Here is a 13,933-nt window from a genome sequence, read left to right as displayed (position 1 = left end):
ATCACCAGACCTTTTTCAACCGCCCGAGCGCTGCGCGGATCGCCTCCTCGGGCACCGCCGCGAACCCCAGCACCAGGCCGGCGCGCTGATCCAGCGGGATGCTCGATTCCGGCAGCCAATAACTGCTCAGGCCATTGATCTCGACATCAACGCTGGCGGCGGCTTCGATCAATTCACGTTCTCGGGCCTGTGTGTCGACCGCCACCGTCAAGTGCAGCCCCGCCGCGACATTCGGCAGGCTGCCAACGCCGGGGATATCCACAGGCCAGCCGGCCAACAAGGTGTTGCGGCGACTCAACGCCGCACGCCGCATACGGCGGATATGCCGCTGAAAGTGCCCGGCGGCCATGAACTCGGCCATCACCGCCTGAGTGCCTACCTCGGAATGGCGCACGTCCACCGCGCGACGCTGGGCAAACGCCTCTACCAGGCCCATCGGCAACACCAGATAGCCCAGACGCAACGCCGGAAACGCGACTTTACCGAAGGTGCCGACGTAAAGCACCCGACCCTGTCGATCCAACGCCGCCAAGGGCGCCAACGGTGCGCCGCTGTAGCGGTACTCGCCGTCGTAGTCGTCCTCGATGATCCAGCCGTCAGTGCGCTCGGCCCAGGCGAGCAACTCCAGACGCCGGGCCAGGCTCATGATGACTCCGGTCGGATACTGATGAGACGGCGTGACATAAGCCAATCGGCAGTCGCTCAATTCCGCCAGTTCGGCGCAGTCGATGCCGTCGCTGTCCACCGAAACCCCATGCAAACGCGCCCCGGCCACGGCGAAGGCATGCCCGGCCGCGCGATAGCCGGGGTTTTCCACAGCCACCCCATCGCCGGGCTCCACCAGCAGCTGTGCACAAAGGCTAATCCCCTGCTGTGCGCCACTGGTGATCACAATTTGCTCAGCGCTGCACTGCATGCCGCGTGAACTGCGCAAATAGGCCGCGATCAACCCGCGCAAACGCTCGTCACCTTCGGGCGCGCCGTAACACAGCTGCTGTAAATCCGGTTTTCGCCAGAAAGCCGCATTCAGCTTGGCCCAAACCTCGAACGGGAACAGATCGAAGGCCGGCACACCCACCCGAAAAGCCCTCGGCGGACCACTCGGCGGCCTGGCCAAATGATGCTTCTCGACCCGCTCCAGAGCACCTCTGTGGATAACTTTACTGGATGTAACCACAGGTAAATCCAGCCAATTTGTGGATAACCCTGTGGGTAAGCCTGTTGAAAACCCTGTGGATACTTTTGTGGATAGTTTTTTCGTGGGCAGCACGGTGGGTGGCAATTGCGCCACGTAAGTGCCATCACCGACCCGCCCTTCGATGAAACCTTCGGCGTAGAGTTGGTCGTAGGCACGGACCACGCTATTGCGGGAAATCGACAACGCTGCTGCCAGATCGCGACTGGCTGGCAAGCGCGTGCCGCTGGCCAGACGACCGTCGAGTACGCGCACACGCAATGCCTGGTAGAGCTGACGGCTCAAGCCCTGACGACGATCGAGTTCGATACCGGCCGGGTTGAATGACAAGGACAGCGACGGATTGCTCATCAGAATGGACCCATGAAATTGGTCATTAATGGCTCTTACAACAGACCAATAGCCTGCCTAGGATGCAGACATTCGCCAAGGAAAATTTCCATGTATACCCCCAGCGCATTTGCCATCGAAGACCTTCCCGCCCTGCATCAGCAGATCCTCGACACTCGCCTGGCCGTGCTGGTCACCCATGGCGAACAAGGCTTGCAGGCCAGCCATGTGCCGCTGCTGCTAAGCCCGGAACAAGGCCCTAACGGGACCCTTTATGGGCACTTGGCCCGGGCCAATCCACAATGGCAGGAACTGGAAGCCGGTGCCGAAGCGTTGGTGATTTTTGCCGGCGCCGATGCTTACGTCAGCCCGTCGTTCTACCCCAGCAAAGCTGACCACGGCAAAGTCGTGCCGACCTGGAACTACGTGGCGGTGCACGTCTATGGCAGCGCCGAAGTGTTCAGCGACGCTCATCGCCTGCGCAACCTGGTCAGCGCCCTGACCGATCGCCATGAAGCCAGCCGCGCCAAGCCGTGGAAAGTCGACGATGCGCCAGCCCATTACATCGATGGCATGCTCAAGGCCATCGTCGGCTTCGCCCTGCCCATCCAGCGCCTGGAAGGCAAGCGCAAGCTCAGTCAGAACCGCAGTACCGCAGATATCGCCGGCGTGCGCGAAGGGCTGACTGCCAGCCCCGACCTGCGCGACCAGGCCCTCGCCCACTTGATGCCAAAGGAATGATCATGAGTCAGATCGAGATTCGCCGCGTTACCGCCGACGACCACGCAGCGTGGCTGCCGTTGTGGCAAGCCTACCTGCGCTTCTACAACACCGAGCTGCCAGAGGCCGTCAGCCACAGCACCTGGCAACGTTTCCTCGACCCGAGCGAGCCGACCCACGCCGCCCTCGCCTGGGCCGATGGCAAAGCGGTGGGCATGGTGCATTTCATCTATCACCGCTCGAACTGGAGCATCGAAAACTCCTGCTACCTGCAAGACCTGCTGGTGACGCCCGAAACCCGCGGCACCGGTGTCGGCCGCAAGCTGATCGAATTCGTCTACGCCACGGCCAAGGCCGACGGTTGCTGCAAGGTTCATTGGCTGACCCATGAAACCAACGCCACCGCGATCCAGCTCTACGAGCGCATCGCCGAACGCCCCGGCTTCATTCAGTTTCGCAAAGGCCTTTAAGGTTCAAGGAGAACAGCATGTCGACTTCACTCGCAGACTGGAAAGGCGTTCCGGCGCCCTCGGTTCAACTGATCGAAGGGCGCTTCATTCGCCTGGAAAAACTCGACCCGGCGCGTCACGCCGACGGTCTGTTCAAAGCCCTGCAAGGCCCGGGCGCCGACCCGAAGCTTTGGGATTACCTGCCTTACGGCCCCTTCCCGGAGCGCAGCGTATTCAATGATTGGCTGAACAACCATGCCGCCAACAGCGATCCGTATTTCTTCTGCGTGATCGACCGCACCAGCGGCGACGTGCAGGGCATGCTCAGCCTGATGTCGATCGTCCCGGCCCAGGGCCGCATCGAAATCGGCCACGTCACCTTCGGCGCCCCAATGCAGCGCTCACCGAAAAGCACTGAAGCGGTGTACCTGCTGGCCAAAGAATCGTTCGCCCTGGGCTACCGTCGCCTGGAATGGAAATGCAACAACGGCAACGCCCGCTCCAAGTACGCGGCCGAACGCCTGGGCTTCAGCTTCGAAGGCGTGTTCCGCCAGCACATGGTGGTCAAGGGCCAGAACCGCGACACCGCGTGGTATTCGATTCTGGATTCGGAGTGGCCGGCGATTGGCGCGGGGTTTGAGCAGTGGCTGTCTGATGAGAACCAGACGGATTCGGGGCAGGTGAAAACGTTGGTGGAGTGCCGGGGATAACAGCCCCTGACAGCAAAAGATCGCAGCCTGCGGCAGCTCCTACGGGAGATTTGGCGGTCATCAGAGATGTGTAGATACCGATGGCCATCGCGGGCTAACTCTCGTAGTAGATCGGCGCGCACCCAAATCAACCAGCCGGAAGGTCACCTCTAGTCTCGGTTGATAAAACGACGAACCTTCACAACCCCCATTCGAAACCCCAACGGTGAGATGAGCAGCAACAGCCACGAAAATGGCGTGATGGGTCAGTGGCGGGTGAGTTTCTAAAACACTGACAACAGCGGACAAAAAAAAGGGGAGCACATGCTCCCCCGAGGTAAAAGTGTTGCAGTCGAGGCTGTTAAATCAGCCTTCGATCTCGATCAGGATTTCGCCCGGGTTGACCCGGTCGCCCTTGGCCACGTGGATGGCAGTCACTTTGCCGGCGATGGCCGATTGCACTTCGGTTTCCATCTTCATCGCTTCGGTGATCAGCACCGCCTGGCCGGCTTTCACGCTATCGCCTTCCTTGACCAGCACATCGACGATGTTGCCTGGCATGGTGGTGCTGACGTGGCCTGGCGCGCTGGCTTGCTTGCGCTTGCTGCTGCCGCCGCTGACGAATTCATTGAGTGGCTCGAACACCACTTCTTCCGGCATGCCGTCGATGGACAGGTAAAAGTGACGCTTGCCTTCAGCCTTGACGCCCACACCAGTGATGTCGACGCGGTAGGTTTCACCGTGAACGTCGATGACGAACTCGGTCGGTACACCTTCGCCGCCCGCCGAGGTCACGCCACCGGCTTCTGGAATCGGCAACAGCACTTCTGGAGTCAGGGTGCCGGCCTCGCGCTCTTCAAGGAACTTGCGCCCGATGTCCGGGAACATCGCATAGGTCAGCACGTCTTCTTCGGACTTGGCCAGCGCCCCAATTTCGCCGCGCAGCCTGGTCATTTCCGGCTTGATCAAGTCAGCAGGACGAACATCGATCACCTCTTCGCTGCCGATCGCCTGACGACGCAGTTTCTCGTCGACGGTGCCCGGTGCCTTGCCATAGCCACCCTGCAAGTAGAGCTTCACTTCGTTGGTGATGGTCTTGTAGCGCTCACCGGCCAACACGTTGAAGAACGCCTGAGTACCGACGATCTGCGAAGTCGGGGTCACCAGCGGCGGGAAACCGAGGTCTTCGCGAACCCGCGGGATTTCGGCCAGCACTTCGCTCATGCGGTTCAGCGCGCCCTGCTCTTTCAACTGGTTGGCGAGGTTGGAAATCATCCCGCCCGGCACCTGGTTGACTTGCACGCGGGTGTCGACGGCGGTGAATTCGCTTTCGAACTGGTGGTACTTTTTGCGCACGGCGTAGAAGTACAAACCGATTTCCTGCAGCAGCTCCAGACTCAGGCCGGTGTCGAACTCGCTGCCTTTAAGGGCGGCAACCATCGACTCGGTGCCTGGGTGACTGGTGCCCCAAGCGAAGCTGGAGATTGCGGTGTCGATATGGTCGGCACCATTTTCGATGGCCTTCAGTTGGCACATCGCGGCCAGGCCCGCAGTGTCGTGGGAATGGATGAATATCGGCAACGACTGCTCGGATTTCAACGCTTTGACCAGTTCGCCAGTGGCGTACGGGGTCAGCAAGCCGGCCATGTCCTTGATCGCCACGGAGTCGCAACCCATGGCTTCCATTTGCTTGGCTTGCGCCACGAACGCCTCGATGGTGTGCACCGGGCTGGTGGTGTAGGCGATAGTGCCCTGGGCGTGTTTGCCGGCAGCTTTTACCGCTTCGATGGCCACCCGCAGGTTACGCACGTCGTTCATCGCGTCGAAGATGCGGAAGACGTCGATGCCGTTCACGGCGGCCTTGGCGACAAAGGCCTTGACCACGTCGTCGCTGTAGTGACGGTAGCCCAGCAGGTTCTGTCCGCGCAGGAGCATTTGCAAACGGGTGTTAGGCAGCGCCGCACGCAATTTGCGCAGACGCTCCCACGGGTCTTCTTTGAGGAAGCGTACGCAGGCATCGAAGGTCGCGCCGCCCCAGACTTCCAGCGACCAGTAGCCGACTTTGTCGAGCTTGTCGCAGATCGGCAGCATGTCGTCAGTGCGCATGCGGGTCGCGAGCAGCGATTGGTGAGCGTCGCGCAGGATTGTGTCAGTGACATGTATTTTTTTAGAAGAAGGGGTCTTGGACATTGTTTTGTTCCTCACAGGCCTGCGTGGGCGGCGATGGCGGCGGCGATGGCCAGGGCCAGCTCTTCGGGTTTGCGCTTGATCGAGTAGTTGGTCAGTTCTGGGTGGCTTTCAACGAAGCTGGTATTGAACTGACCGCTACGAAATTCCGGGTTACGCAGAATTTCCTGGTAATAGGCGGCGGTGGTCTTGACCCCTTGCAGACGCATGTCGTCGAGGGCGCGCAAGCCACGGTCCATTGCCTCTTCCCAGGTCAATGCCCAGACCACCAGTTTCAGGCACATGGAGTCGTAGAACGGTGGAATGGTGTAACCGGTGTAGATCGCCGTGTCGGTACGGACGCCGGGACCGCCGGGTGCGTAGTAACGGGTGATCTTGCCAAAGCTCGGCAGGAAGTTGTTTTTCGGGTCTTCGGCATTGATCCGGAATTGCAGCGCGAAACCGCGGTACTGGATGTCTTCCTGTTTCACCGACAGAGGCAGACCGGACGCAATGCGGATCTGCTCACGGACGATGTCGATGCCAGTGATTTCTTCGGTGATGGTGTGTTCCACCTGCACCCGAGTGTTCATCTCCATGAAGTACACCTCGCCCTCGGCGAGCAGGAACTCCACAGTGCCAGCGTTCTCGTAACCCACCGCCTTGGCTGCACGCACCGACAGGTCGCCGATGTAGGCGCGTTGCTCTGGCGTCAGTTGCGGGCTTGGGGCGATCTCGATCAGTTTCTGGTTACGACGCTGGATCGAGCAATCACGCTCGAACAGGTGCACCACGTTGCCGAAGCTGTCGCCGAGGATCTGCGCTTCGATGTGCTTGGGATTGACGATGCATTTTTCGAGAAAGACTTCCGCCGAACCAAAGGCCTTGGTCGCTTCGGAAATCACTCGCGGGAAGGCTTGTTCCAATTCTTCGCGGCTGTTGCAGCGACGAATCCCGCGACCGCCACCACCGGAGGTGGCCTTGAGCATCACCGGGTAACCGATGCGATCGCCTTCGGTCAGGGCTTCGGCGATGTCGGCAACGTTGCCTTCAGTGCCCGGCGTGACCGGCACACCGGCCTTGATCATGCTGCGGCGGGCTTCGGTCTTGTCGCCCATGCGGCGAATGACTTCCGCCGATGGGCCAATGAATTTGATACCGCGCTCGGCGCAGATATCCGCCAGCTCGGCGTTTTCCGAAAGAAAGCCATAACCTGGGTGCAACGCGTCGCAACCGGTTTCCACCGCCAGGTTCACCAGCTTGCGCGGGTTCAGGTAGCCTGCCAGTGGCTCGGCACCAATGCTGTGGGCTTCATCGGCGCGTTTGACATGCAACGCATGGCGATCAGCGTCGGAATAGATCGCGACCGAACGAATGCCCATCTCGGCGCAGGCACGTACGATTCGTACGGCAATCTCACCACGGTTGGCAATCAGGATCTTTTTTATCACTTGGAGGTTCCCTTGAGCCGGTTGCTACCCACGACCTTGGACTGGGTCGGCGCGTGACTAAATGTTTCAAGCCAGTCGCGTAGTCACACTAGCCCGCTCAAGGGATTAACAAAAATCAATAATTATTGGGTTAGGTATAAGCAAAGACTTATAGTTGAACGACCCGCCTATGACCAGAGTCTCTAGATAATGCGTAAGTCTTTGATGCGTATGACATTGCGCCAGCTTCAGATCTTCAATGAAGTCTGCGATTTACGCTCCTATAGCCGCGCAGCCGACGAAATGTCGCTCACACAACCGGCCGTCAGCCTACAGATTCGTCAGCTTGAAGAGCTGATTGGCCAGCCTTTATTCGATTACGTCGGCAAAAAACTCTACATGACCGAAGCGGCTGAAGCGTTACAGCGCGCCAGCCGGGATATTTTCGGGCGCCTGGAAAACCTCGATATGCAGCTTTCGGACATGCAAGGCTCGCTGCAAGGTCAGCTGAAACTGGCGGTGGAATCCAGCGCCAAGTACTTCGTACCGCACTTGTTTGCCGCCTTCAAGCGTCAGCACCCGGAAGTGAACCTGCACCTGACGGTGGTCAACCGCGCCCAGGCGATTCGACGCCTGTCCGACAACCGCGACGACCTGGTGATCATGTCCATGGTGCCGCAGGACATGGGCCTGGAGTTCTTGCCCTTCCTCAACAACCCGATCGTTGCCGTCGCACCACCGGATCATCCTCTGTGCCACATGGGACCACTGCGCTTGCAGGATCTGGAACCCTACACGCTGCTCTTGCGCGAACCGGGCTCCGGGACACGACTGGCCTGCGAAGAATATTTCAAAGAAAAGCGCGTGCACTTCACCCAGACCGTGGAAGTGGCATCGGCCGAAGCCCAGCGTGAATGCGTGGTGGCGGGTCTGGGCCTGGCCTTGTTGACGCGCCACGCCCTGAACCTGGAGTTGGCGACCGGCGCGCTCAAGGAGCTGCCGGTCGAAGAACTGCCGTTGTACCGCAGTTGGTGCCTGGTGCAGGCCAAAGCCAAACGCCTGTCACCGGTAGCGCATGCGTTCCTGGGATTTATCCGCAGTGAACGGGTGCAGATCAGCGCGCTGGTTGAGCGTTTCGACGCGAAGCTGCCGGTGTTGCCTGCCAGTAGTTGAGTTCGGCTGCGTCGGGAAAGTCGCCAATCTCGGCCAGAAGCTGGCGGTGCTCGCATCGATCTTCAATCGCGCGGCGAAACGCCATGCGGCGCTGGTCTTCTTGCTGACGGCGGGTTTTGACTGCGCTGTTGCGTTCTTCGTAGTGCTGGGCCATTTCGAGTCTCCCAAGGCGAGTACGGGAGTTTCAAGATAGGCGCGGGGGATGACGGTTTGGCGGCGGGTGGGTTACAGGGATGTGAAAGTTATCAACGCAGTTAAAAGCAAAGATCGCAGCCTGCGGCAGCTCCTACACGGGCAATGTGTACTCCCGTAGGAGCTGCCGCAGGCTGCGATCGTTTGAATCAATCGTCCAGCGCTTTCACCGACTTGGGCGACAGGCGCAGGCTGCGAAGGCTGCGTTTGACGCTCTTGAGGTGGTTGACCAGGCTCGGCCCGCGCGCCATGGCCACGCCCATGGCCAATACGTCGATCACCACCAGGTGAGCGATGCGCGAAGTCAGCGGCGTGTAGATCTCGGTGTCTTCGTGCACATCGATCGCCAGGTTGACGGTCGACAGCTCGGCCAACGGGGTCTGGCTCGGGCACAACGTGATCAGCGAAGCGCCACTTTCACGCACCAGGTTGGCGGTGATCAACAGATCTTTGGAGCGGCCAGACTGGGAAATGCAGATCGCCACGTCCGTCGGTTTCAGCGTGACCGCCGACATCGCCTGCATGTGCGGGTCGGAATAAGCTGCTGCGGTCAGCAGCAAACGGAAAAATTTGTGCTGGGCATCCGCTGCAACGGCGCCGGACGCGCCGAAGCCGTAGAACTCGACACGCTGGGCCTGGGACATGAGCGACACAGCCCTCTGTAACTCCACCGGATCGAGCTTCTCGCGAACCTCCATCAGGGTGTGCAGGGTGGTGTCAAAGATTTTCAGGCTGTAGTCGGCGACCGAATCGTCTTCGTGAATCGCGAACTGCCCGAAGCTCGCCCCCGCTGCCAGGCTTTGCGCCAGTTTCAGTTTCAAGTCCTGAAAACCCGAACAACCGATAGCACGACAGAAACGCACGATGGTCGGCTCGCTGATGCCGACACTGTGGGCAAGATCGGCCATGGAACTGTGCATCACAGCCGCAGGGTCAAGCAGCACGTGATCGGCAACCTTGAGTTCCGATTTGCGTAACAGGTGGCGAGACTGGGCGATATGTTGCAACAGGTTCAAAGGGCAGGACTCATTGTTATGGGCTGGCGCCGGGGATGTAGCAAGCTTGTAGTTATACTACATGAATCGGCTTTTTGCCTGCTCAATGCGTAACTGAATGGTCCTTCTGCCCTTTGTTTTGGCCATAGGCGCTCCATGTAGCGATCCTCACCCATGGGCGAAACGGGTGCTGGTAATCTCATAAGGGCTTCAGCCCACGCTGATCTTGGCAAAACAGAGACAAGTATCAAAATGTCCATCGTAATCAACCGCCCTATAGAAGCTCCGCCTTGTGTTGCATATAGAAACAACAAGAAATGTATGACGGCATATATGCTACCAAATTTGTTATATACATTTTATTTCAGGCCAATACAAAAAATTCCAAACTTGTTATAACGACAGCATACATCTAGCAATCTAAAATACGACCAAGGAAGGTCTATATGGCAACCAAAATATACAATGGCCTTTTTTTATTTTTAACGTTCGCAACAACCCGTGAATTACAAGCGCAGGGGTATCACTGGAAGGTAAATGAACAAGATATTCCACATAATCAGCAGCCAGAGCATTCCTCCCCAGATTCAGTTTGTAGATGGCTATATAAAGAATATGACGCTACATGGGTTTACACGCCAGCACAATCCGGAAAAGAAAAGAATACCTGGGTGTGCCCTATGTTTTTCTCCGATGGAGATTACATGGGTGCGATAGGACTTGTACGCTCAGGGGAAAACTGTGAGCAAGGCAAAAAATACAACTCACTAACCGGACAGTGCGAAATTAAAACCTTTGGCGGAAGCTGCCCCTCTAGCATCGCTGGAAACCCTATAAACTTTTCAACCGGGCAAAAAATTCAAATAGAAACAGATTTCGCGCCCCCTAAAAACAAACACAAGCCTAATTCAGTCAGATTCTCTAGAACCTATACAAGTGCAAATGGCCTGTGGACACACAGTTATAATTATCGACTTGATATAAATTCTGAGATCATAGCGCTTTTTAATGCAGACGGGACAACCTCAACGTTTGACAGATCAGAACCAAATCTATCCGTCCAACACCCCGAACAGGGATTTTTAGCTCGCAAGGGAAATCGCTGGCGCTATCAGTCGAAAGACAACCATTTTTATGACTTCGATGATAGAGGAAAACTACTCGCCATCGAGTATCTAGGGGCGCTGCAACACATAAAGCAGGACAAAAATTATATAACTGTTACTGATGAATACGGCACCCACATCAAAATAACTGAAGATCCCCGCGGGCAACCTGTAAAGCTTGAATCCCAGAATGTCACAATTGATTACTCCTACAACGAATACAAACAATTAAAACGCGTTACTCGTTTATATGAAGACGGCGGCGATAAAAAAGATTATCTATACGAAGATGAGAGAAACCCCACGCTACTGACAGGCATAATTGATGAGCGCGGCATTCGTTACGCCAGCTGGAGTTATGATGGTCAAGGACGAGCCATTTCAAGTGAGCACGGAGCAGCTGCGGATAGAATGCTGGTCAACTACAACAACGACGGGTCAACCACCATCATCAATGCGCTAGGAAAATCCACTCATTATAAGTTTGACCTTATTCAAAACGTCAAACATATCATTTCAATTAAAGGTTTACCCTCCGCGAACTGCCCTGATAGTAATTCGTCCTTCACATACGATGATCGTGGCAATCTAAAAACGAAAACAAACAACAACGGCAATATTACAACTTACTCCTATAACGACCGGAGACTGGAAACTTCCAGAACAGAAGCCAGCGGGACACCCGACGCCAAAACTATTGCCACCGAGTGGCACCCGACTTTGTTTTCTCCCGTGCGCATCACCGAACCGAACCGGCTAATCCAGTACACCTATGACGCCCAAGGACGACAACTTAGTAAAACTGTTATCTCACGTTGATTCAGAAGGATCTGATCATGAACACACGTATATTTAGGGTAGGGTTGTTAGCGCTAGCGGTGGGGGGCACTCTTGTTACCGTGCCCTTTTGGCAAGCACCGGAGCGCGGCTGGTCATTCACCTACAATGCTAAAGGCTTGCTCGAGTACTCGGATGGACCGCGAACCGATGTTAACGATATAACTCACTACGAATACGACACAGAAGGCAATCTGACGCGCGTTACCAACACCCTTGGGCACATCACTGAGCTGTCAAATTTCGACTATATGGGAAATCCCCAGACCATCATTGATCCAAATGGAGTCGCCACAACCCTGACCTATGCGCCCCAAGGATGGTTAACGTCAGTCAGTATCGAAAACAGCACAATACAATTCGAATACAACGCTGTCGGTGATATCACCAAGCTGATTCGTGGTGACGGTAGCTGGTTGGCCTACACCTGGGACGACGCCAGGCGGCTCACTCGTATAACCAATAGCCTGGAAGAGCGAGTCGAATTCGATGTTGATCCAATGGGCAATCGCACCGCAACACGCCTGAAAGACAGTGCGGGCAATCTGACGAAACAGCATCGATGGGTATATGACGAACTGGGTCGCTTGCTGCACTCAGTGGGTGCTGCTGGTCAGACCCGTCGCCTGCAGTACGACCTGAACGATAATCCCACCGTCGCTACCAACCCTCGCAATGACAGCAATAGCAGAGCCTATGACCCGCTCGACCGGTTAGTGAAGAACACCGACCCGCTAAACGGCACCACTCGTTTTGAATACGACGCCCAAGACAACCTCACACACGTACACGACCCGCGCGGAGTGATCACTCGATATCAATACGACGGCCTCGGCAATCTGACCCATCTGGTCAGCCCCGACAGCGGCACCCACATCTACAAGCATGACGCCGCTGGCAACATCACACAGAAGACTGATGCCCGCGGCGTCGTTACGCTTTTCACCTACGACGCCCTCAATCGTTTGACTGCTCGCCGTTATCCGGCCAAACCACAACTGGATACCCAGTTCCACTACGACGCGATGGCCGAGGGCAACAAAGGCAGCGGCCGATTAACTGGGGTAGAAGACAGCAATGGTGTGCTGAGTTACACCTACGATGAGCAAGGCAACCTCACAGGGCAACGGCATCTCCTGACAACGAACGAAGTCGCTCGGTCCGATAACCTCGGCTATGGGTACGACGGAGCCAATCGACTGATCCGTATCGACTATCCGACGGGCTTCAGCATCGACTACCTGCGCAACTCCGCCGGGCAGGTCAGCCAGGTGCAAATGCGGCTTGGCGCAGATGAACCGATCAGCTTCGCCAGCAACCTTGCTTATCTCCCCTTCGGCCCGCTTAAAAGCCTGACCTGGACCAACGGCGCCACGCTTGAACGTAGCTATGACCAGGACTATCGGTTGACAGCACAAATCGTCGCCGGCTGGAGCAACCTGTATGACTACGATGCCAACGGCAACATCACCCAAATACAAAGCAACCTGTTCGGCGAACTGAACTACAGCTACGACGCGTTGGACCGCCTGACAGAAGAGACAGATGCCAGCCGACAGCAGACCTTCACCTATGACGCGGTGGGCAATCGAACCGACAAAACCCTCGCGCCGCTAATCGAAGGTCAGGTGCAAGAGAGTGCCGTCACTACTTACCAGTATGACGCCAGCAATAACCGTTTGACTCAAATCGACGACCAAGTGGTCATCGCTGATGCAGCGGGCAATCTGACCCAAGACCGCGCTGATCGTCAATTGACCTACGACGAACAAAATCGCCTGAGCAGCGTGAAAAACGGCGACCTGACCCTGGCCGAGTTTCGCTACAACGTTTTGGGTCAGCGCACCCAGAAAATCACGCCGCAAAGTGTGACCACATTCCTCTACGGACCTGATGGGCAACTGTTGGGCGAAACCCTGTTCGACAGCCAAGGCAACAAGCTAACGAGTCAATACTATGTCTGGCTCGAGGGTCTGCCATTAGGTGGAGTCAGCGTTAACTACGACGCGACAGGCGCACTCGCAAACAGCACCTCGTTTTATATCCATAGCGATCACCTCAACACACCGCGTATCGCCACCAACGCCAGTCAGCACACCATATGGCAATGGAAATCCGACGCCTTTGGCGCCGGAGAAACCAGCGGCAGCCTGACCTTGAACCTCCGCTTTCCTGGCCAGTATTACGATGCTGAGAGCGGGCTGTACTATAACTATTTCCGGGATTACGATCCGGAAGCGGGGCGCTATGTCCAAAGTGATCCGATTGGGCTGAATGGCGGCCTTAACACCTATGGGTATGTTGAGGGAAATCCAATTAGCTTCTTTGACCCATACGGCCTCACCAAACCCAATCTTGGTAGTGGAGTGGAATCACACAATGGTGGCAAGGAACATGTTCATTGGGGAGATAAATCCGACCCGCGGAAGAATGCGGTAAATAAGGACGGATCTATACGACACGGAAAGGAACCGCCCCAACAAATAAAAGACAAGATAAACGACAAGTTCAACTGGAATCTAAAAATTCCTTTAATACTAATCCCACTTTCTCCTGAAACGTTGGAAAGGATAAATCCACAACGCCTCCCTGATCCAATGGAGGGCGTGCCTAGAGAGTGTTAAAACTCAGGTCAGGCCTGAATTACTAAA

General features: G+C 56.5%; 11 protein-coding genes. 6 read left to right on the top strand and 5 right to left on the bottom strand.

Annotated elements, in window-relative coordinates; translation table 11 throughout:
• Position 1: 1 nt before the first annotated feature.
• Positions 2-1,546, bottom strand: a complete 1,545-nt coding sequence (pdxR, locus tag BLL42_RS14495) for a MocR-like pyridoxine biosynthesis transcription factor PdxR (RefSeq protein WP_071552718.1) — start codon at positions 1,544-1,546, stop codon at positions 2-4.
• 90 nt (positions 1,547-1,636) lie between these two features.
• Between pdxR and BLL42_RS14490 the strand changes: the two genes are divergently transcribed.
• The 3 genes from BLL42_RS14490 to BLL42_RS14480 are packed head-to-tail and all read left to right on the top strand — an operon-like array spanning position 1,637 to position 3,404.
• Positions 1,637-2,266, top strand: coding sequence for an FMN-binding negative transcriptional regulator (locus tag BLL42_RS14490; protein WP_071552717.1), 630 nt, complete (start codon positions 1,637-1,639; stop codon positions 2,264-2,266).
• Between the two features lie 2 nt (positions 2,267-2,268).
• Positions 2,269-2,715, top strand: coding sequence for a GNAT family N-acetyltransferase (locus BLL42_RS14485; RefSeq protein ID WP_071552716.1), 447 nt, complete (start codon positions 2,269-2,271; stop codon positions 2,713-2,715).
• 17 nt (positions 2,716-2,732) lie between these two features.
• Positions 2,733-3,404, top strand: a complete 672-nt coding sequence (locus BLL42_RS14480; protein WP_071552715.1) for a GNAT family N-acetyltransferase — start codon at positions 2,733-2,735, stop codon at positions 3,402-3,404.
• Positions 3,405-3,749: 345 nt separating this feature from the next.
• Here BLL42_RS14480 and oadA read toward each other — a convergent pair whose 3' ends face one another.
• Together oadA and BLL42_RS14470 are read right to left on the bottom strand one after the other, a co-directional pair.
• Complete coding sequence (gene oadA / locus BLL42_RS14475; protein ID WP_071552714.1) at positions 3,750-5,573, bottom strand: sodium-extruding oxaloacetate decarboxylase subunit alpha; 1,824 nt, start codon at positions 5,571-5,573, stop codon at positions 3,750-3,752.
• An 11-nt stretch (positions 5,574-5,584) separates the two neighbouring features.
• Positions 5,585-7,000 (bottom strand): acetyl-CoA carboxylase biotin carboxylase subunit, encoded by a 1,416-nt coding sequence (locus tag BLL42_RS14470; protein ID WP_071552713.1) that lies wholly within the window; start codon positions 6,998-7,000, stop codon positions 5,585-5,587.
• Positions 7,001-7,189: 189 nt separating this feature from the next.
• On the opposite strand from BLL42_RS14470, the gene BLL42_RS14465 reads away from it, so the two are divergent.
• Complete coding sequence (locus tag BLL42_RS14465) at positions 7,190-8,152, top strand: LysR family transcriptional regulator (protein ID WP_071552712.1); 963 nt, start codon at positions 7,190-7,192, stop codon at positions 8,150-8,152.
• Here the strand turns inward: BLL42_RS14465 and BLL42_RS14460 are convergent.
• Both BLL42_RS14460 and hexR read right to left on the bottom strand, forming a co-directional pair.
• Positions 8,094-8,306: a PA3496 family putative envelope integrity protein gene (locus BLL42_RS14460; RefSeq protein ID WP_071552711.1), complete on the bottom strand. Its 213-nt coding sequence runs from the start codon at positions 8,304-8,306 to the stop codon at positions 8,094-8,096. The genes BLL42_RS14465 and BLL42_RS14460 overlap by 59 nt on opposite strands.
• A 187-nt stretch (positions 8,307-8,493) precedes the next feature.
• Positions 8,494-9,360, bottom strand: coding sequence for a transcriptional regulator HexR (gene hexR, locus BLL42_RS14455; protein WP_008027445.1), 867 nt, complete (start codon positions 9,358-9,360; stop codon positions 8,494-8,496).
• 425 nt (positions 9,361-9,785) lie between these two features.
• On the opposite strand from hexR, the gene BLL42_RS14450 reads away from it, so the two are divergent.
• A complete protein-coding gene (locus tag BLL42_RS14450; RefSeq protein ID WP_081427306.1) occupies positions 9,786-11,264 on the top strand; it encodes a DUF6531 domain-containing protein in 1,479 nt (492 codons plus the stop codon).
• Between the two features lie 17 nt (positions 11,265-11,281).
• Complete coding sequence (locus BLL42_RS14445) at positions 11,282-13,906, top strand: RHS repeat-associated core domain-containing protein (protein WP_071552710.1); 2,625 nt, start codon at positions 11,282-11,284, stop codon at positions 13,904-13,906.
• Positions 13,907-13,933 lie beyond the last annotated feature (27 nt).

Source organism: Pseudomonas frederiksbergensis, assembly GCF_001874645.1.
Classification (GTDB): domain Bacteria; phylum Pseudomonadota; class Gammaproteobacteria; order Pseudomonadales; family Pseudomonadaceae; genus Aquipseudomonas; species Aquipseudomonas frederiksbergensis_B.
This window is presented reverse-complemented; position numbering and strand designations above follow the sequence as displayed.